This is a genomic window from Sphingomonas turrisvirgatae (assembly GCF_001721295.1).
Taxonomy (GTDB): Bacteria; Pseudomonadota; Alphaproteobacteria; order Sphingomonadales; family Sphingomonadaceae; genus Sphingomonas; species Sphingomonas turrisvirgatae.
On record NZ_MDDS01000057.1, the window covers coordinates 156,308 to 176,088 of the forward strand.

18 protein-coding genes are annotated in these 19,781 nt (G+C 66.5%); 7 read left to right on the forward strand and 11 right to left on the reverse strand.

Going from position 1 to position 19,781, the window contains the following annotated elements:
• Nucleotides 1–22: 22 nt before the first annotated feature.
• Both BFL28_RS16535 and BFL28_RS16540 read right to left on the reverse strand, forming a co-directional pair.
• Nucleotides 23–1,057 (reverse strand): alanine racemase, encoded by a 1,035-nt coding sequence (locus BFL28_RS16535; RefSeq protein ID WP_069321610.1) that lies wholly within the window; start codon nucleotides 1,055–1,057, stop codon nucleotides 23–25.
• A gap of 35 nt (nucleotides 1,058–1,092) precedes the next feature.
• Nucleotides 1,093–2,640, reverse strand: coding sequence for an MFS transporter (locus tag BFL28_RS16540; protein WP_069321658.1), 1,548 nt, complete (start codon nucleotides 2,638–2,640; stop codon nucleotides 1,093–1,095).
• Between the two features lie 229 nt (nucleotides 2,641–2,869).
• Between BFL28_RS16540 and BFL28_RS16545 the strand changes: the two genes are divergently transcribed.
• A complete protein-coding gene (locus BFL28_RS16545; protein WP_069321611.1) occupies nucleotides 2,870–4,510 on the forward strand; it encodes an NAD(P)/FAD-dependent oxidoreductase in 1,641 nt (546 codons plus the stop codon).
• Here BFL28_RS16545 and BFL28_RS16550 read toward each other — a convergent pair.
• The 6 genes from BFL28_RS16550 to BFL28_RS16575 form a co-directional block, all read right to left on the reverse strand.
• Entirely contained in the window at nucleotides 4,500–5,225 is a 726-nt protein-coding gene (locus BFL28_RS16550; protein ID WP_206599137.1) for a TorF family putative porin, read from the reverse strand. The genes BFL28_RS16545 and BFL28_RS16550 overlap by 11 nt on opposite strands.
• 7 nt (nucleotides 5,226–5,232) lie before the next feature.
• Nucleotides 5,233–5,670, reverse strand: coding sequence for a hypothetical protein (locus BFL28_RS16555; protein WP_069321613.1), 438 nt, complete (start codon nucleotides 5,668–5,670; stop codon nucleotides 5,233–5,235).
• A gap of 106 nt (nucleotides 5,671–5,776) precedes the next feature.
• Nucleotides 5,777–8,407 carry a methionine synthase gene (metH, locus tag BFL28_RS16560; protein WP_277621012.1) on the reverse strand — a complete coding sequence of 877 codons (2,631 nt, stop codon included), beginning with the start codon at nucleotides 8,405–8,407 and terminating at the stop codon, nucleotides 5,777–5,779.
• 76 nt (nucleotides 8,408–8,483) lie between these two features.
• Complete coding sequence (locus BFL28_RS16565; protein ID WP_069321614.1) at nucleotides 8,484–9,530, reverse strand: homocysteine S-methyltransferase family protein; 1,047 nt, start codon at nucleotides 9,528–9,530, stop codon at nucleotides 8,484–8,486.
• A gap of 129 nt (nucleotides 9,531–9,659) precedes the next feature.
• Nucleotides 9,660–10,577 (reverse strand): methylenetetrahydrofolate reductase, encoded by a 918-nt coding sequence (gene metF / locus BFL28_RS16570; RefSeq protein WP_069321615.1) that lies wholly within the window; start codon nucleotides 10,575–10,577, stop codon nucleotides 9,660–9,662.
• Nucleotides 10,574–11,530 carry an ArsR/SmtB family transcription factor gene (locus tag BFL28_RS16575; RefSeq protein WP_069321616.1) on the reverse strand — a complete coding sequence of 319 codons (957 nt, stop codon included), beginning with the start codon at nucleotides 11,528–11,530 and terminating at the stop codon, nucleotides 10,574–10,576. Before BFL28_RS16575 ends, metF begins: the two co-directional genes overlap by 4 nt.
• A 140-nt stretch (nucleotides 11,531–11,670) precedes the next feature.
• Here BFL28_RS16575 and BFL28_RS16580 point away from each other — a divergent pair, with 140 nt between their 5' ends.
• From BFL28_RS16580 to BFL28_RS16585, 3 genes are read left to right on the forward strand one after another with little or no spacing between them, the layout of a single operon-like run.
• Nucleotides 11,671–11,979 (forward strand): hypothetical protein, encoded by a 309-nt coding sequence (locus tag BFL28_RS16580; protein WP_069321617.1) that lies wholly within the window; start codon nucleotides 11,671–11,673, stop codon nucleotides 11,977–11,979.
• Nucleotides 11,980–12,024: 45 nt separating this feature from the next.
• The gene (locus BFL28_RS21005; protein WP_158011671.1) at nucleotides 12,025–12,183 is read left to right on the forward strand and encodes a hypothetical protein; all 159 of its coding nucleotides are present in this window, start codon (nucleotides 12,025–12,027) and stop codon (nucleotides 12,181–12,183) included.
• 2 nt (nucleotides 12,184–12,185) lie between these two features.
• On the forward strand, nucleotides 12,186–13,121 hold the full coding sequence (locus BFL28_RS16585) for an aldo/keto reductase (RefSeq protein ID WP_069321660.1): 936 nt from the start codon (nucleotides 12,186–12,188) through the stop codon (nucleotides 13,119–13,121).
• A 50-nt stretch (nucleotides 13,122–13,171) separates the two neighbouring features.
• Here BFL28_RS16585 and BFL28_RS21195 read toward each other — a convergent pair whose 3' ends face one another.
• A complete protein-coding gene (locus tag BFL28_RS21195; protein ID WP_119184632.1) occupies nucleotides 13,172–13,411 on the reverse strand; it encodes a hypothetical protein in 240 nt (79 codons plus the stop codon).
• A 271-nt stretch (nucleotides 13,412–13,682) separates the two neighbouring features.
• Nucleotides 13,683–15,065 (reverse strand): helix-turn-helix domain-containing protein, encoded by a 1,383-nt coding sequence (locus tag BFL28_RS16590; RefSeq protein WP_069321618.1) that lies wholly within the window; start codon nucleotides 15,063–15,065, stop codon nucleotides 13,683–13,685.
• 155 nt (nucleotides 15,066–15,220) lie between these two features.
• Here BFL28_RS16590 and BFL28_RS21200 point away from each other — a divergent pair, with 155 nt between their 5' ends.
• The 3 genes from BFL28_RS21200 (at nucleotide 15,221) to BFL28_RS16600 (ending at nucleotide 17,449) form a co-directional block, all read left to right on the forward strand.
• A complete protein-coding gene (locus tag BFL28_RS21200) occupies nucleotides 15,221–15,379 on the forward strand; it encodes a hypothetical protein (RefSeq protein WP_173655783.1) in 159 nt (52 codons plus the stop codon).
• A 118-nt stretch (nucleotides 15,380–15,497) separates the two neighbouring features.
• A complete protein-coding gene (locus BFL28_RS16595; RefSeq protein WP_069321619.1) occupies nucleotides 15,498–16,643 on the forward strand; it encodes an acyl-CoA dehydrogenase family protein in 1,146 nt (381 codons plus the stop codon).
• A gap of 17 nt (nucleotides 16,644–16,660) precedes the next feature.
• Entirely contained in the window at nucleotides 16,661–17,449 is a 789-nt protein-coding gene (locus BFL28_RS16600) for an SDR family oxidoreductase (protein WP_069321620.1), read from the forward strand.
• Here the strand turns inward: BFL28_RS16600 and BFL28_RS16605 are convergent.
• Nucleotides 17,446–19,704, reverse strand: coding sequence for an NADP-dependent malic enzyme (locus tag BFL28_RS16605; RefSeq protein ID WP_069321621.1), 2,259 nt, complete (start codon nucleotides 19,702–19,704; stop codon nucleotides 17,446–17,448). The two genes, BFL28_RS16600 and BFL28_RS16605, sit on opposite strands and share 4 nt — an antisense overlap.
• Nucleotides 19,705–19,781: the final 77 nt, after the last annotated feature.

A 19,781-nucleotide genomic window follows, 5' to 3' on the forward strand; every position in this document is an offset into this window, starting at 1 on the left:
CACGCCCGGACGATCCGTCGGATCAACGCCAAATCCGGTCGAACCGCGCCCCCAGCCCCGTGAGCAGCTCATATTGCGACAGGCCGCTCAGCGCCGCGGTTTGCGGCAAGGCATAGTCGATCGACACCCAGTCGCCCTCCGCCAGGTCAGGCGCGGCGCTCACGTCGATCGCCACCAAGTCCATAGACACCCGCCCGATCACCGGCAGCGCCAGATCGCCGGCTCGCGCCATGCCACGCCCGGAAAAGCAGCGCAGATAGCCGTCGGCATAGCCCAGATTGATGATCGCCACCTCGGTCGGCACGCTCGCGGTCCAGGTCGCGTTATAGCCCACCGCCTGTCCCGCCGGCACCAGCCGCCGTTGCAGCAACTGGGCTTGCGGCGTCACGACCTGACGGATGCGCCCGGCAAAGGCCTGCGCCTGCACCCCGCCATACAGGGCGATGCCGGGGCGCGTCAGGTCGAACGCATAATCCGCCCCCAGCGGGATCCCGGCCGAGTTGGCGAGGCTCATCCGCCGCGCCCCGCCTTGCCCCGCCAGCGCCGCGAACCGCGCGCGCTGCGCGGCATTGGCCGGCACATCCTCGTCCGCGCTGGCCAGATGGCTCATCAGCGTATCGACGTTCAGCCCGTCGATCAGCCCGCTCGCCACATCCTCCGGCGTCACGCCCAGCCGGTTCATGCCGGTATCGACCATCACGTCGCACGGGCCGCCGCCCGCCTCGCGCCAGCGCCGCACCTGCTGCACCGTGTTCAGCACCGGCCGCGCGAACCCCGCCGACAACGCGAACGGCAGGTCCTCTTCGCGCACGCCGTGCAGCACCGATACGCTGACGCCCAGCTCGCTCAGCGCCGCGGCCTCGCCCCACGTCGCGACGAAGAAGTCGCGGCACCCAGCCGCAGCCAGCCTTGCCGCCACGTCCCGCGCGCCCAGGCCATAGCCGTTCGCCTTGACCGCCGCGCCGCACGCGGCGGCGCCGCTCATCGCATCGAGCGTGCGCCAGTTCGCGACGAGCGCGTCGCCATCCAGAGCCAGGCGGAGCGGAGCGGAGATCATCGCGCCCGGTTAGGCGCTATCCCCCGCGCCCGCAATCATGCGTCCTGCCTCAGGTCGCTTTCCTTGAGGAAGAACAGGGTGACGACCAGCGCCATCGCCACCACGCCCCAGGTGTACCACAGCCCCGCATAGGGGTCGCCGCTGGTCGCCACCATATACTGGCTGATCAGCGGCAGGAATCCGCCGAAATAGCCAGTGCCGATATGATAGGGGATCGACATCGAGCTATAGCGGATGCGCGCCGGAAACAATTCGGTCAGCAGCGCTGCCACCGGTCCGAACGTCGCGCCCGACAGCGCCGCCAGTGCAACGATCGCGATCAGGATCAGCACGATGTTGTCGATCGTCGGTACTACCTTGTCGAGCTTGTAGCCCGCATCCGACAGCGCGCGGTCGATATCCGCCGGCATGTTCGATACCACCGGCATGCCGCCCACCGAAACCGACGCCGATGGCGTCACGACGGTGGTATAGGGGATGCCCTTCTTGGACAGGTAATCGATCAGCTGGCCGCAGCTTTCGGCCTGCTGCTTGGCCGCAGGGTCATAACTGCACGCCGGACCCGACACGACCACCGGCGCCTTGCGCGCGGCTTGCGCCAGATCCGGATTGGCGGCGAAGCCCATCGCCCAGAACAGCGGGAACAGCATCAGCAGGGTGAAGGCATAGCCGAGAACCACCGGCTTCTTGCGCCCGATGCGGTCGGACAGTTTGCCGAACAGCGTGAACCAGAAGATGCCCGCCAACGCGCCGCCGGCGGCAAGCAGCTGCGCCGCCACCGGTTCCACCCGCATTGTCCCCTGCAGGAACGACAGGACTGAAAAGGTCGCGGTGTACCAGATCACCGTCAATCCGGCGGCGATCCCGAACAGCGCGACGAACAGCCGGCGTGCATTGCCGGGATAGGTGAATGTCTCCTTCAGCGGGTTGCGCGCCAGTTCACCCGCGGCCTTCATCGCCTTGAACACCGGGCTTTCCGACAGTTTGACGCGCATCCACAAAGAGATGGCGAGCAGCGCGATCGAGAACAGGAACGGCAGGCGCCAGCCCCATTCGTCCCAGGCATCGGCAGGCACGGCAAAGCGGCAGATCAGCACCACCGCCAGGCTCAGGATGAATCCGGCCGATACCGATGCCTGGATGAAGCTGGTGTGATAGCCGGCCTGCCCCTTGGGCGCATGTTCGGCGACATAGATCGCCGCCCCGCCATATTCGCCGCCCAGCGCCAGGCCTTGAAGGATGCGCAGCCCGATCACGATGATCGGGGCGGCGGCGCCGATCGAGGCATAGGATGGCACGAAACCCACCCCGGCCGTGGCCACGCCCATCAGCGTGATGGTGACCAGGAACGTGTATTTGCGCCCAAGCTTGTCGCCGAGATAGCCGAACAGGACCGCGCCCAGCGGGCGAAAGCCGAAGCCGACCGCAAAGCCGGCCCAGGCGTAAAGCGTCTCCATCACCGGGTTGCCGGTCGCGAAGAAGGTGCGCCCGATGATCCCCGACGCCGCGAGCGTGCCATAGATGAAAAAGTCGTACCATTCGAAGATGGTACCCAGCGACGAAGCGGTCACCACTTGCCGCATCTCGTGCCTGGTCGGCTCGCGCACCGCGCCCGTCTCGTCCGCTAAGCCTGCCACCCAGAATCCCCCAACCCCGTCGGGAAGAAGGTGTAGCGGCAATCCTGCGACCGGCAATAGGCCGATCACGCCCTTCCCCCCCTCCCTCTCCCACCGGGAGAGGGGAGGGAGGCGCGAAGCGCCGGAAGGGTGAGGGCGATTGGAAAACGGCAGGTTTGCGACTAGATCGCGCGCCATGCTCCGCCTCTCCGGCCTCAACCTTCCGCTCGACCATCCTGCCGACGCGATTGCCCCCGCGATCTGCCGCCGGCTCGGGATCGAACCGCACGACCTCATCGGCTACACGCTCTATCGTCGTGGCAACGATGCGCGCCGCCGCAACGCGATCCAGCTGGTCTATACCTTCGATGTCGAGGTGCGGGACGAGGCCGCCGTCCGGGACCGGTTCGCCGGCGACAAGGACGTGCGCCCGACCCCGGACATGACCTACCGCCCCCCGTTCGCGGCGCCGCCGGCGTTCGCCGGCAAACGCCCGGTCGTGATCGGCGCGGGCCCGTGCGGGCTGTTTGCCGGCCTGATCCTCGCCCAGATGGGCTTTCGCCCGATCATCCTCGATCGCGGCAAGGTGGTGCGACAGCGCACGAAGGACACCTGGGGCTTGTGGCGACGCGCCGAGCTGAACCCGGACAGCAACGTCCAGTTCGGCGAAGGCGGCGCGGGCACCTTTTCCGATGGCAAGCTCTATTGCCGGGTCAAGGATCCGCGCTTCCTCGGCCGCAAGGTGCTGGAGGAGTTCGTGAAGGCCGGCGCGCCCGACGACATCCTGTGGGAAGCGCATCCGCATATCGGCACCTTCCGCCTCGTCACAATGGTCGAAAGCCTGCGCGCGACGATCGAGGAACTGGGCGGGGAATATCGTTGGCAGACGCGCGTCGACGATGTCGAACTCGACTCCGATCGTAATGTTCGCGGACTGCACCTTCACGACCTCGCGACCGGCACCGACAGCTTCCTTGAAACCGATCACGTCGTTCTCGCGGTCGGCCACAGTGCCCGCCCAACGTTCGAGATGCTGCACGCGCGGGGCGTCTACATGGAGGCCAAGCCCTTCTCGATCGGCGTTCGCATCGAACATCCGCAGGGATGGATCGACCAGGCGCGCTTCGGCAATTGCGCGAAGCATCCCGATCTCGGCGCGGCGGCGTACAGCCTTGCGCATCATTGCTCGAACGGGCGCACCGTCTACAGCTTCTGCATGTGCCCCGGCGGCCGGGTGGTGGCGGCAACCAGCGAGGAGGGCCGCGTCGTCACCAACGGCATGAGCCAATATTCGCGCGCCGAGTTCAACGCCAATTCCGGCCTCGTCGTCGCGATCGACCCGGCGCGCGACTATCCCGGCGGGCCGCTCGCGGGCATCGCCTTCCAGCGGCAGTGGGAAGATGCCGCCTTCGTCGCCGGCGGCTCGAACTATCACGCCCCGGGCCAACGCGTCGGCGACCTGCTCGCCGGTCGCGCCTCGACCGCGATCGGCGAAGTCATCCCCAGCTACAAGCCAGGCGTCACGCCCACCGATCTTTCCCGCTGCCTGCCCGGCTTCGTGATCGAGGCGTTTCGTGAGGCATTGCCCGTCTTCGGCCGCAAAATCGCGAGATACGATCATCCCGATGCGATGATGACCGGGGTCGAGACTCGCACCTCCTCCCCCGTCCGCATCACGCGCGGCAAGGATTTCCAGAGCCTCGACACGCCCGGCCTCTTCCCGGCGGGCGAAGGCGCAGGCTATGCCGGCGGCATCCTCTCCGCCGCGATCGACGGGATCGAGGCGGCGGAGGCCGTGGCGGCGCGGATCCTGTCGGCGCCTGTGCCTAGAAGCTGAGCCCGACTGCGCCGATCACGCGCGCGCCGCTGTTGGAGCGATCGGCAAAGGGCGACAGCGTCACGCCGCGCGCGATATCGGTGTCGGTATAGCGCACCGCGGCGTAAAGCGGCCCGCGCGCCCATTCGACGCCCAGCGACCAGTCGGTATAGTTGCCAGCCGGCCGCAGCCGCGCCGCCTTCGCGAAGTCGTCCACCGCGCCGCTCGACCGTCCGACATGCGCCGCCAGCGTCCATGGCATGCCCGGCAGGCTCGCCCGCGCCCGCGCGCGCAGATACAGATTGTCGCCACCGATCGCGCGCTGGTCGGGCGCGTAATATGCGCCGACACCGACATCCAGCGGCCCGATCAGATAGTTCGCGGTGCCATGGACTTCGGCATAGTCCAGCTCGCCCGCGCCATCGATGAACGCGCGATACGTGCCGCCCGCCTCGAACTGCCAGCCGCCGCTGCCGATGCGATACCATAGCGACGCCGCAGCCCCGGCATCCGCCCCGCCATGCCGCGCCGATCCGCGCAGCGCGGTCGCCCGCAGCTCGCCGCCGATCGCACCACTATTGACGGTCAGCGACGCCGCACCGCTCGCTTCGCCACCGCTCTGGCTCAGCCCTCGCTCGCGCAAGTCGGTGGTCAGCTCGACGCTCGCGTCGGTCTCCACTCCCAGCTGAGCCCAGGCCGGCGTGGCGGCGATCAGCGTCAGCGCGGCGATCGCCACCCGCATCTCAGCGCGATCCCACGCTGTCGAGTTCGGCGGTCAGTCGCGTCTTGTCGGCCGCAGCCGCAGCCGCCAGCCGGCCCGGCGAATCCAGCCGCGTCATCGCATCCGCCGTAATCGCGCGGCGCAGCGTCATGCAGCTTCCCGGACGCGAGCCTTCGAGGGTCTCGCCGCCCTCGAACGTCTTGTCAAATGCCGCGACCGTGCCCGCTGCGCCGGCTACTTCGCGACGCACGTCCAGCCGCGCAGTCCACACGCAGCGCGCTGCCGAGGGGCGGTTGGGCGTCCGCGCGCCGATGTCGCGCAGCGTCACCACGGGGTCAGCGAGATAGCGAACGGTCATCGCTTCGCCGCGATGATCGACTTCGGCCTCATGGACCAGCCCTTCGCCCGCTACAGCACCCGCCATGATCAGGCCCAACCCGGCCGCAAACACCGTGAACATTCGTCCTCCTCTCCAAACGCCGGCCCAAGGTCCAGCAGATGCCGGGGAGATCGGGGAATGCGGCAGCGATGTCCAGAACGGCCCATCGCGCGCCAGTCTCGCTTCGTCAGTCCAGGTTGGGCCGCAGCCACCGCCCCGCCTGCTCAACGCTCACCCCGCGCCGCGCCGCATAGTCCTCCAGCTGGTCGCGCCCCACCCGCGCGACACCGAAATACTCGGCCTGCGGATGCCCGAAGTAAAAGCCGCTGACCGCCGCGGTCGGCAGCATCGCAAAGCTTTCGGTCAGCGACACGCCGGTATTCTTGTGCGCATTCAGCATGTCGAACAGGATCGGCTTCAGGCTGTGCTCCGGGCACGCCGGATAGCCCGGCGCCGGGCGGATGCCGCGATACTGTTCCTTGATCAGCGCCTCGTTGGTCAACTGCTCGCCCTCGGCATAGCCCCACAAAGCGGTCCGCACGAAATGGTGCAGCCGCTCGGCGAACGCTTCGGCCAGCCGGTCGGCCAGCGCCTTCAGCAGGATGTCGGAATAATCGTCGATCGCATTCTTGAACCGCGCCAGATGCGGCTCGATGCCGTGGATCGACACCGCAAAGCCGCCGATCCAGTCGCCATCGCGGTCGATGAAATCGGCCAGGCACATGTTCGCGCGCCCTTCCCGCTTGGCGATCTGCTGGCGCAGCATGGGCAGGGTGACGTGCTTTTCATCCTCGACATGCACGATGATGTCGTCGCCCTTGCGCCGGCACGGCCACAGCCCCACCACGCCCCGCGCCTTCAGCCATTTCTCGTCGATGAGCTTGTCGAGCATCTTCTGCGCGTCGGCGAACAGGCTGGTCGCGCTCTCGCCGACCACCTTGTCCTCCAGAATCGCGGGATAATTGCCGGCTAGTTCCCATGCGCGGAAGAACGGCGTCCAGTCGATATATTGCCGCAGATCCTTCAGATCCCAGTCGGGAAAGGTGTGGACCCCCGGCATGCGCGGCTTGCCTGGCTTCAGGCTCATGTCCGCCTCGAACGCATTGTCGCGCGCCGTCTCGATCGGCAGCAACTCGCTCTGCCCCTTGTTCGCGCGCGCGACCCGCACCGCTTCATATTCCGCTGCGACCTTGGCGACATAATCGTCGCGGATCGTGTCGCTCACCAGCGTCGTCGCCACTCCGACGGCGCGGCTGGCGTCGAGCACATGCACCACCGGTCCATCGTAAGCCGGCGCAATGCGCAGCGCGGTATGCACCTTGCTCGTCGTCGCGCCGCCGATCAGCAGCGGCATCGACATGTTCGCGCGCTTCATCTCTTCGGCGACCGTCACCATCTCGTCCAGCGACGGCGTGATCAGCCCCGACAGCCCGATCATGTCGGCATCATTCTCGTTCGCCGCTTCCAGTATCTTCGACCACGGCACCATCACGCCCAGGTCGACCACCTCGAACCCGTTGCACTGCAACACCACGCCGACGATGTTCTTGCCGATGTCATGCACGTCGCCCTTCACGGTCGCCATGATGATCTTGCCCTTGCCCTTCGCGCCAGAGAGACCGTCGGCCTCCTTGGCCGCTTCGATATAAGGCAGCAGGTGCGCGACGGCCTTCTTCATCACGCGCGCGCTCTTCACCACTTGCGGCAGGAACATCTTGCCGGACCCGAACAGGTCGCCGACCACGTTCATGCCGTCCATCAGCGGGCCTTCGATCACCTCGATCGGCTTGTCCGCCTTCAGCCGGCATTCCTCGGTGTCCTCGACCACATGCTGGTCGATGCCCTTGACCAGCGCATGTTCCAGCCGCTTCTCGACCGCCCAGCCGCGCCACTCCGCCGCCTGCTTTTCCGCCACCGCGTCGGTGCCGCGAAACTTCTCGGCCAGCGCGACGAGGCGATCGCCGGCCTCGGAATCGCGGTTGAGGATCACGTCCTCGCACGCGGTGCGCAGCTCGGGGTCGATCGTGTCGTAAACGTCCAGCTGCCCCGCATTGACGATCGCCATGTCGAGCCCGGCGGGGATCGCGTGATAGAGGAACACCGAATGCATCGCGCGGCGCACCGGCTCATTCCCGCGAAAGCTGAACGACAGGTTCGACAGCCCGCCCGAAAAATGCACATGCGGGCAGCGCTGCTTGATGACCTTCACCGCCTCGATGAAGTCGACGCCGTAATTGTTATGCTCCTCGATGCCCGTCGCGACGGCAAAGACATTGGGGTCGAAGATGATGTCCTCGGGCGGAAAGCCGATGCCCATCAGTTCCTTGTAGGCGCGTTCGCAGATCTCGATCTTGCGTTCCTTGGTGTCAGCCTGCCCGACCTCGTCGAACGCCATGACGACCACTGCCGCGCCATAGGCCATGCATTTCCTGGCATGCTCCAGGAACTGCGGCACGCCCTCCTTCATGCTGATCGAGTTGACGATCGGCTTGCCGGACACGCATTTCAGCCCCGCCTCGATGACATCCCACTTCGATGAATCGATCATCACCGGCACGCGCGCGATGTCCGGCTCGGCGGCGATCAGCTTCAGGAACGTGGTCATCGCCTCGTGCGCGTCGAGCAGGCCTTCGTCCATGTTGACGTCGATCACCTGCGCGCCATTCTCGACCTGTTGCCGCGCGACCTCGACCGCCTTGGCATAGTCGCCGGCCATGATCAGCTTCTTGAACGCCGCCGACCCGGTGACGTTCGTGCGCTCGCCGATATTGACGAAGGCGGTGGAGGTGGAAGTGGTCGTCATCTTGATCCTCGTCATCCCGACGACAGCCGGGATCTCGTGCCGCAATCGCACGCTCTGAAACTGCAAGACCCGGCGTTCGCCGGGGCTAGGGCTATGCCGCCATCACGAACGGCTCGAGGCCCGCCAGCCGCGTGCGCACCTCCGGCGTCGGGATCGCACGCGGGGGCAGGTCCTTCACCGCCTCGACAATCGCGCGGATATGCTCGGGCGTCGAACCGCAGCACCCGCCCAGCACATTGACCTGGCCCTGATCGGCCCATTCCCGGACCAGCGCAGCGGTCGTCGCCGGCGCCTCGTCATAGGCGCCCAGCTCATTAGGCAGCCCGGCATTGGGATAGACCATGATGAGTGTGTCGCAGAGCGCGCTCATCGTCTTCACATGCGGCCGCAACTGCTCGGCTCCGAACGAGCAGTTGAGCCCGATCGTCACTGGCTTGGCGTGCCGGATCGCGTGCCAGAACGCCTCGACCGTATGGCCCGACAGGTTGCGCCCCGACAGGTCGGTCAGCGTCATCGACAGCATGATCGGCAAGTCGCGGCCCAGCGCCTCGCCCGCCTCGATCGACGCCATCACCGCCGCCTTGGCGTTCAGCGTGTCGAACACCGTCTCGATCAACACGAAATCGATCCCGCCTTCGACCAGCGCGTCGATCTGTTCGCGATACACGTCCTTCAACGTGTCGAAATCGATCTCGCGATAGCCCGGATCGTTGACGTCGGGCGACAATGACAGCGTCTTGTTGGTCGGCCCCAGCGCGCCCGCGACGAAGCGGGGGCGACCATCCTTCGCCTCGAACTCGTCGGCGATGGCGCGTGCCATCTTCGCACTCTCGACATTGATATCGCGCACCAGATGTTCCGCGCCATAGTCCGCCTGGCTGATGCGGTTGGCGCTGAACGTGTTGGTCTCTGCGATATCCGCCCCCGCCTCGAAATAGGCGCGGTGGATGCTCGACGGCACCTCCGGCCTGGTCAGCGCGAGGATGTCGTTATTGCCCTTCTGGTCGTGGCTGAGCCCCAACGACCCGGCATAGTCCGCCTCGTCCAGCTTCCAGTTCTGGATTTCGGTCCCGAACGCGCCGTCGGTAATCAGGATGCGCTTGGCCGCCTCGGCCAGCAGTTTCTCGCGTGGTGTCATTTCTACCTCGTCACCCCGGCTCTGTGCCGGGGTCCACTGTGCAGCGAGCGTCGAACTCGCCCTTTGTTCACGAACATCACCACCATCACCCGGCGGCGCGGCAATCCCCGCAGACCGCCGGCATGACGGTCACGCTGCCACGACTCGCGCCGCCCCGGTCGGCCGCACGCCCAGCAAATGGCAGATCGCGTAACTTAACTCCGCCCGGTTCAGCGTATAGAAGTGGAACTGGCGCACCCCGCCGGCATACAGCTTGCGGCACAATTCGGCCGCCAGCGTCGCAGCGACCAGCTGCCGCGCGGCGGGCCGATCGTCCAGGCCCTCGAACAATCGCGCCATCCAGGCCGGCACGTCGGTCCCGCACATTGCCGACATCTTCTGCACGGCCGCAAAGCTCATCACCGGCATGATGCCGGGTACGATCTCGGCATCGATGCCCGCCTTCGCCGCCTTGTCGCGAAAGCGGAAGAAGGTGTCGGGTTCGAAAAAGAACTGCGTGATCGCCCGGTTCGCGCCGGCATCGATCTTGCGCTTCAGATTGTCCAGATCGTGCGCCGCATCGGGCGAGTCCGGGTGGCATTCGGGATAGGCGGCGACCGAAATCTCGAACGGGTGCAGACGGCGCAGCCCCGCGACCAGCGCGGCTGCATTCTGGTATCCGCCGACCGGCGACTGAAACTTCGTGCCTGCCGTCGGCGGATCGCCGCGCAGGGCCACGATATGCCGCACGCCCGCCGCCCAATATTCATTTGCGACGGCATCGATCTCCTCGCGCGTCGCCTCGACGCAGGTCAGGTGCGCGGCGGCGGCGATCGGCGTCTCGCGCGCGATGCGGGCAACCGTGTTGTGCGTGCGCTCGCGCGTCGTGCCGCCCGCGCCATAGGTCACGCTGACGAAGCGGGGCCCAAGCGGCGAGAGCGTCTGGATCGACTCCCACAGCGTCGCTTCCATCTTTTCCGTCTTGGGCGGAAAGAATTCGAACGACACGTCGATATCGCCCGCCACGTCCGCGAACAACGGCGCCTGCGGGTCGAGAACAATACTCATGCTGCCTTCACCTTACTCAATGCTTCGCCGGCCTTGCGCGCCAGCCACAATTTCACCGTTAGCGCCCCGCCCTCCAGCGTATCGGTCTGGACCGGCGCCAGCCCCGCCGCTTCGAACCAGCCGAGCATCTGCTCGTCCGAAAAACCAAGGCGCGCATGCCCTTCGCGGCTGCGCAGTTCCTCGCGGTCGTGCAGCGCGAAGTCCGCGATCAGCAGCCGCCCGCCACTGCCCAGCACGCGTGCCGCCTCGCGGATCGCCGCGCCGGGTTGCTGTGCGAAGTGCAGGACGTGATGCAGGATCGCTGCGTCCGCATCGCCATCCGCCATCGGCAGCGCATAGAGGTCGGCCTGACGCAGTTCGGTATTCGCCAGCCCCTGCCCGGACAGCTTCGCCCGCGCCAGCCGCAGCATCTCGGACGACCGGTCGATCCCCAGCGCGCTGGTGGCGCGCGGCGCGAACAGTTCGAGCATGCGGCCGGTGCCGGTGCCGATGTCGATCAGCCGCCGAACCGGCGCATCGCCCAATGCCGCGCTGATCGCGGCTTCGACCTGTTCCTCGGCGACATGGAGCGAACGGATCGCGTCCCATTCGCCGGCATGGCCTTCGAACCACTCCGCCGCCGCCGCCGCGCGGTCCGCGCGCACCGCGGCCAGCCGCGCCGTGTCGGCAACCGTCCAGTGATCGCCCTGCCCACCCCAAGCGTCCAGCGCGGCGGTGATCGGCGCGACGCGCCCCGCCTCGCCCAGCGCGACGAACACCCAGCTGCCTTCCTTGCGCCGCTCGGCAAGCCCCGCATCGCACAGGATCTTGACGTGCCGGCTGACGCGCGGCTGGCTTTGCCCCAGCACCTGCGCCAGTTCGCCGACCGACAGCTCCATCGACCGCAACAGCGCCAGGATGCGCAGCCGCGTCGAGTCCGCCAGGGCGCGGAAAATGTCGAGGGCGATCTTCATGGGCGAACGGCTAATCCAACAGCTTCGCGAATGATATAAAGATATCTTTATATGAGGTCAACGCAACCCATTGCCGTTGAGACCGTTACGCTGCGGCACTAATGTGCGCGATGTTCGCCACCTTTAGAGGGGATGATTGAATGAAGAAGTTTCTGCTTCCGCTGGCCACCGTCGCAGCGCTCGGCCTCGCCGCCTGCAGCAACAACGCGCAGAACGAGACGGCCGAGGCCGGCAATGCCATCGCCGCCGATGCGAACGCGACGATGAGCGAAGCCGCCGACGACGTGTCCGCCGCCACGGAAGGCGCCATCGATTCCGCCGAGAACGCCGCCGACCGGGCTGGCGCAGCGATCGAAGGCACGGCCGACCGCACCGGCGCAGCGGTCGAGCGTGGCGCTGACCGCGTGGACAACGCCGCCGACGCGGCCGGCGACGAACTCAGGAAGTGAGTTGACGGGGCCGCCGTACAGGCGGCCCCGCGACCTGGAGCCAAGATGCGCCCGCTGCTGCTGACCCCGCTGCTGCTGATCGCAGCCTGCAACTCGACCGACGATTCCACCGGCGTCAGCCAGGAGGAAGCCGCTCGGTTGAACGCCGCTGCCGAAACGCTCGACCTCAACGCGGCCGAACCCGACGCGCCGGCGAAGGAGTGATCATGCGCAGGATCGGCGCGACCGACCTCGAAACCCCGCCGATGGTGCTGGGCGGCAACGTGTTCGGCTGGACCGCCGACCGCGATACCAGCTTTGCCTTGCTCGATCGCTTCGCCGATGCCGGCGGCACGCTGGTCGACACCGCCGATGCCTACTCCGCCTGGGTCCCCGGCCATCGTGGCGGGGAGTCCGAAATGCTGATCGGCGAATGGCTTGGCTCGTCAGGCAAGCGCATCGGCGTCGCCACGAAGGTCGGCATGCTGCCCGGTGAGGGTGGAGCGAAACTCGCTCCCGCCCGCATCGCTGCCGCATGCGACGCCTCGCTCAAGCGGCTCGGCGTCGAGACGATCGATCTCTATTACGCGCATCAGGACGACCCCGACGTGCCGCAGGAAGACGTGCTGGGCGCCTTCCAGACGCTGATCGATGCGGGCAAGGTCCGCCATATCGCGGCCTCCAACTTCTCCGCGCTGCGCCTCAAATCCGCGCTCGACATCGCTGCGCGCAGCGGCCTGCCGCATTATCGCGCGCTTCAGCCCGAATATAATCTGGTCAGCCGCCACCCGTTCGAGGGGGAGCTTCAGGATCTGTGTGTCACGCACAATCTCGGCGTGCTGCCTTATTTCGGCCTCGCCTCGGGCTTCCTCACGGGCAAGTACCGCAGCGAAGCTGACCTGGGCAAAAGTGTGCGTGGCCGCCAGATGGGCGAACTGCTCGCCGGAAAGGGCGCGGCGGTGCTGGCAGCGATGGACGGCGTCGCCGAGGAAACCGGCGCCACCTTATCGCAAATCGCCCTCGCCTGGCTCGCCGCCCAGCCCGGCGTCACCGCCCCGATCGCCAGCGCGACAAGCCTGGCGCAATTGGACGAACTGATCGCCGGCTGGGAACTGGCGCTAACGCCGGAGCAGCTCGATCGCCTGACCGCCGCCGGGGTTTAAGGCGCTAGACTGCTGTTGGGTGGTTAGCTGACGCCCGCTGCGAACAGCGATTAGCGATCTCGAAGCATCTCAATCTCTCGTGCTGTCCTTTCCGCCGGATCGGTCGCTATCGTCTCGAGCGATCTGATGCGGCTTTCCTGCCGCTCAACCAGCGCCCGCAGTTCAGCGTTTTCATGCTCAACCGATGCTGTTTGGCTCGCGGAGATATGCGCCGCTTTTCGATCTGCCTTGCGAATCCTACGTAACGTCCAAAAGCGAGATACCGTCCCGGCAACCAGCGCAGTGAGCATTACGACAGCAAATAATCGCCATCGCTGAAAACATAAACGTGCATTATGAACCCTCTGGCCTCGCTGTATCGGTCGCCTAATACACCTCTGCCGATCCGTCTAGCGCATTTCTTCAGTCAGCAATGGGGTCGTAAGCCGCCAGTCCGCTTTCCGCGCCATCCCGGCCTTGTGCCGGGATCCACCGCTCCGCGCACAAATTCGTCGTAAAAAAAGCGCATGGCTCGCCGCCCAGGTGGATCCCGGCACATCGCCCGGATGACATGCCCCCCCCCTAATCCACCGCAAACCCGAATGGCGAGGCGCCCGCCTCGCGCTCGTTGACCAGCATCGCCCGTCCCGCCGGCGGCGCGCTGCGCTGCGGGCAATCGGCTCGCGTGCAGGCGCGGCAACCCAGGCCCACCGGCACCGCCTCGCCGCCGAAATCCAGCCCCCGCGCCGCGGTCAAACCCTTGGCGGCGCTCGCCGCCAGGCCCAGCGTCACGACGAACCGCGCCCGCACCGCGCCAGCCCATCCGCCCGGCGGCGCGACGCAGCGCGACGAGGTGAACCAGCGGCTCCCGTCCTCCAGTTCGACCAACTGCACGATCCGCTCGTCAGGGCGCGCGAACGCCGCATAGGCGTCCAGCAACGGACAGGGCACGGCCGATTCCACCAGGGGAGACCCGCTCGCGCCGGCAAAACGCTTCGACACCTGCCCCGCTCGATCGGTGCGCAGCATGAAGAACGGCAGCCCCCGCGCGCCGACCCGCTGCAGCGTGGTCAAACGGTGCGCAACCTGCTCGGCACTCGCGCCGAAGCGGCGGCGCAGCAGTTCCAGGTCATAGCCGGTTGCCTCGCACGCGCGCAGAAAGCGGGCATAGGGCATCATCCCCGCCGCGGCGAAATAGCCGGTCAGGTGCCGCCGATACAGCCGCTCGGCGACGCGATCGGCAAAGCCCGCCCCGCGCACCAGCGCGTCGATCTCCGCCCTCGCCTCGCCGCCCAACTGCCGCGCCAGCGCAAACACGCGGCTTGGCGGGTCGAGCGCTTCGGACAATTGCAGCTGCCGCGCATGAAGGTCGAGCCGGGTGCGCACCCCCACCAGCACTTCGATCGGCAATACACGGATCGCTAACTGGTGCTTGACGCGCAGCCGTTCCGTCATCGCGCCGAACAGGTCGCTCGACGCGATGCGCAACTCGTCGGCCAGCGTCTCGGCGGCCGCATCGAGATCGGCGAAATGGTTGCGCCATCGCTCGACTTCGCGGCGCACTGCCGTGCCCGGGTCCTCTCCCGCACCGGGCAAGGCCGCCGCGCCACCCAGCCGATCGAAGGCGCGCGCGAATGCTTCGGCCCCGCCCGGCGCGCCGGCCAGCCATTCCTGCAACTCGCTGCGATCGATGTCGATGTCGGCAAACAGCGGGTCGGCCAACCGGCGGCGCATCGCTTCCTCGCCGCCGCCGGGTTCTCCCGCCGACAGGGTGCGCGGATCGAAGTCGAAGGTTTCCGCCAGTGCCAGCATCAGCGTGGCGGACAATGGCCGCTGATTGCGCTCGACGAGATTGAGGTAGCTGGCCGACACGCCAAGGCTCTCGGCCATTGCCGCCTGAGTGAGTGCCAGTCCGCGGCGAAGCCGCCGTACCGCATGCCCCGCGAATAACTTCCGCTCTGCCATTTCGCTCGCCCCCTTTGTCAAATCTTTACAGCATTTCGCCTCCCTGTCACGCCAACATCACGTCTAGACCGTCCATCCGCTCCGTGCGCAGTTCCACAACGTCATTCAGGCGTTCACACAAAATCCAGTTAAATTTACAAGCAGGAGCATCAATCATGACCGGCCCCGAACCCGCTCGCGCTCGCCCCATCTTTTCGACCGCCGATTTCTCGCTGCTGAAGGAGGCGGTCGCCGACTATACCCGCAAGATCGCGGACGATCCGCGCTCGGTGCAGTTCGCGAACCTCTACCATCGCCTCGGCCGCCTGGGCTGAATTGCCGCACATCTGCTGAAGCATTGCCCGCCGGATGCAAGTCCGGCGGGCATTTGCGTTCGCCCCATCGCGCTGTTACCAACCGATTCGAAGAACAGGTATGGAGCGGACTGCGCGAATGAGCCTAGACCCGGAAACCTTCGATGCGCTGCTCGATACGGTGCGCCGCTTCGTCGCGGAGCGGCTGCGCCCGCTTGAAGCGGAGGTCGAAGCCGCCGACGCCATCCCCGCCTCGCTGGTCGCAGAGATGAAGGAGCTGGGCCTGTTCGGCCTGTCGATCGCCGAGGAATATGGCGGCCTCGGCCTTACCATGGCCGAGGAGGCCCGGGTGGCGATCGAGATGGGTCGGACGACCCCTGCCTTTCGCTCGACCTTCGGTACCAATGTCGGAATTGGTAGCCAGGGTTTGGTCATGGCCGGCACGCCCGAACAGAAGGCGCAATGGCTGCCGGGAATTGCGAGCGGCGAGATCGTTACCAGCTTCGCGCTTACCGAACCCGATGTCGGCAGCGACAGCGGCGCGGTAAAGGCTCGCGCGGTCCGCGATGGTGACACCTACCGCCTCTCCGGCACGAAGCGCTATATCACCAATGCCGACAAGGCGTCGCTGTTCACCGTCATGGCGCGGACGTCCGATGATCCGGGCGCGCGCGGCGTCTCCGCCTTCCTCGTCCCGCGTGACCTGCCCGGCATTTCCGTGGGCGAGCCCGAAAAGAAGATGGGGCAAAAGGGCGCCAAGGTCGCCGACGTGATCTTCGACGACGTGCCCGTGCCAGCCGCCAATCGCCTGGGTGAAGAGGGCGAAGGCTTCAAGATCGCGATGCGCGTGCTCGACCGTGGGCGGCTGCATATCAGCGCAGTCTGCGTCGGCGTTGCCGAGCGATTGATCGCCGACTGCGTCGCTTATGCCAGCGAGCGCCGCCAGTTCGGAAAAGCCATCGCCGAGCATCAACTGATCCAGGCGATGATCGCCGACAGCAAGACCGAAGCACTCGCCGCCCGCGCGCTGGTGCTCGAAACGGCCGCAGCGAAGGATGCCGGCAAGGACGTGGTGCTGGAAAGCGCCGCCGCCAAGCTCTTCGCGAGCGAGATGGTCGGCCGCGTCGCCGACCGCGCGGTGCAGATCTTCGGCGGGGCCGGCTATATCGCGGATTACGGGATAGAACGGCTTTATCGCGACGTGCGCCTGTTCCGCATCTATGAGGGTACGAGCCAAATCCAGCAGTTGATCATCGCTCGCGAGACGTTGAAACGCGGCGGCTGACGCAAGGGGAGAGAGAGATGGACACCAGTAGCTTCTTCCGCCTCGACGGCAAGGTCGCGCTCGTCACCGGCGGCAGCCGCGGCATCGGCAAGATGATCGCCGCCGGCTTCATCGCGCAGGGGGCAAAGGTTTATATTTCCTCGCGCAAGGCGCCCGCGTGCGAGGAGACCGCCGCAGCGCTGGGGCCGAATTGCATCCCCCTCCCGATGGACGTGTCGACCGTCGATGGTTGCAAGGCGCTCGCCGCCGCGATGGCGGAGCGCGAACCGCAGCTCGACATCCTGGTCAACAATGCGGGCGCCGCATGGGGCGTGCCGTTCGAGGACTTTCCCGAAAGCGGCTGGGACAAGGTCATGGACCTCAACGTCAAGTCGCCCTTCTTCCTGACGCAGGCGCTGCACGGGCTGTTGAAAACGAAGGCGAGCCATGACGCGCCGTCGAAGGTCATCAACATCACCTCGATCGACGGGCTGCGCCTCAACCCGTGGGAAACCTACAGCTATCACGCGTCAAAGGCGGCGCTGATCTATCTCACCAAGCGCATGGCCGCGCGGCTCATCCAGGACGGCATCATCGTCAACAGCCTGGCCCCCGGCGCGTTCGCCAGCGAGATGAACCGCGCCGCGCGCGACCATGGTGACGAGGTGGCCAAGCGAATTCCCATGCGCCGCATCGGCACGCCGGAGGATATGGCCGGTGCCGCGATCTTCCTCGCCAGCCGGGCGTCCGACTATGTCGTAGGCGACACGCTGGTGGTCGATGGCGGGCTGGTCAATGCCTCGCTTGGGACCAGCATCGACGCCTAGCGCGCGATCCCGCCGGCCGCCAGCACCGCGAGCGTGACGAGCTCGCTCGCGGACGACGTCATCGTGGCGACCTGAACCGGCTTTTCCATGCCGACCAGCATCGGCCCGATCATGCTGTCGCCGCCCAGTTCGCGCAGCAGCTTGGCCGAGATGTGCGCGGACTGAAGCCCGGGCATGATCAGGATGTTGGCCGGGCCGGACAGACGCGCAAAGGGATAGTTGGCCAGCTGGCGCGGGTTGAGCGCGACGTCAGGCGCCATCTCGCCTTCGTACTCGAACCCGACCTGCCGCTGGTCCAGCACCTTCACGGCGTCGCGGATATTGTCCAGGAACGCGCCCTTGGGATTGCCGAAGGTCGAATAGCTGAGAAACGCGACGCGCGGCTCATGCCCCATGCGACGCGCGACCTGCGCGGTCTGCTCGGCGATGTCGGCCAGTTCCTCGGCGCTCGGCCGCTCGTTGACCGTGGTGTCGGCGATGAAGACGGTGTGGCTCTGGCCCACCATGATATGCACGCCGAACGCGGTGCGGCCGTCCGCCACGTCGATGACCTTGCGCACCTCGCGCATGGTCTGGGCGTAGGTCCGCGTGATGCCGGTGATCATCGCGTCGCCCTCGCCCAGCTGGAGCAGCAGCGAGCCGAAGATGTTGCGGTCCTGGTTGACCATCCGCTCGGCATCGCGGCGCAGATAGCCGCGCCGCTGCAACCGGGCATAGAGGAAGTCGACCATCGCCGGCACCAGTGGCGAATGCCGACTGTTATGCACCTCGAAGCTTTCAGGATCGCTGACGCCCAGCGCACGAAGTCGGTCGTGCACGTCGTCGCGCCCCACCAGCACCGGCGTACCATAGCCCCCATCCCGAAAAGCAATCGCCGCCCGCAACACCACTTCTTCCTCGCCCTCGGCAAAGATCACGCGCTTGGGGTGCGCTCGCGCGCCTTCATAGGCGAGCGTGAGCACAGATGTCGTCGGGTTCAGGCGGCCGCGCAGCGCGTGGCGATAGCCCGCCATGTCCAGGATCGGCTTGGTCGCGACGCCCGAATCCATCGCCGCCTTGGCGACCGCGGACGAGACATTCTCCATCAGCCGCGGATCGAATGGCGCCGGGATGATATATTCGGGGCCGAAGCTGTGCGCGCGGCCATAGGCGATCGCGACTTCCTCGGGCACCTGCTCGCGCGCGAGTTCGGCGATGGCTTGCGCGGCGGCGATCTTCATTTCGTCGTTGATCCCCGTCGCGCGGACGTCGAGTGCGCCGCGGAAGATGAAGGGGAAGCCGATGACGTTGTTGACCTGGTTGGGGTAATCGGAGCGGCCGGTCGCGACGATCGCGTCGGGACGAACGTTCTTGGCCAGTTCCGGCCGGATCTCCGGCTCTGGGTTGGCCATCGCGAAGATGATCGGCGCTGGTGCCATGTCCTTGACCATCTCGGGCTTGAGCGCGCCCGCCGCCGACAGGCCCAGGAACACGTCCGCGCCCACCAGCGCCTCGGTCAGCGTCGAACGGTCAGTGGCCACGGCATGCGCCGACTGCCACTGGTTAATGCCTTCCCGGTCCGGCGTGATCACGCCCTTGCGGTCGCACATCAGCACATTATCGTTACGCACGCCCATGCGCTTGATAAGCTCGGTACAGGCAATGGCGGCGGCCCCCGCGCCGTTCACGACGACCTTGATCTCGCCCAGCTTCCGCCCCGTCAGCAGGCAGGCGTTGATGAGGCCCGCCGCGGTGATGATCGCCGTGCCGTGCTGATCGTCATGGAATACCGGGATGTTCATGCGCTCGCGCAGCGTCTGCTCGATGATGAAGCATTCCGGCGCCTTGATGTCCTCGAGGTTGATGCCGCCGAAGCTCGGCTCCATCAGCTCCACGGCATCGATGATGCGATCGACGTCCTCGCTCTTCAGCTCGATGTCGATCGAATCGACGTCGGCGAAGCGCTTGAACAGTACCGCCTTGCCTTCCATCACCGGTTTCGAAGCCAGCGCGCCCAGATTGCCCATGCCCAGGATCGCGGTGCCGTTCGAAACGACCGCGACCAGATTGCCTTTGGCGGTATAGTCATAGGCGGTCGCCGGATCGTCAGCGATTGCCTGCACCGGCACGGCCACGCCGGGCGAATAGGCCAGCGCCAGGTCGCGTTGCGTGGTCAGCGGCTTGGATGCGACGATCTCGATCTTGCCCGGCCGGCCCTCCGAATGGAACAACAGCGCCTCGCGCTCGGAAAACTGGACATTGGCTTCTTCGGACATTCGGCACTCCCGGGTTGATCTCCTTTAGGAGCGTGGCAACCCGAATGGCAACGCCGCCATCCACACGATTCCGCCAG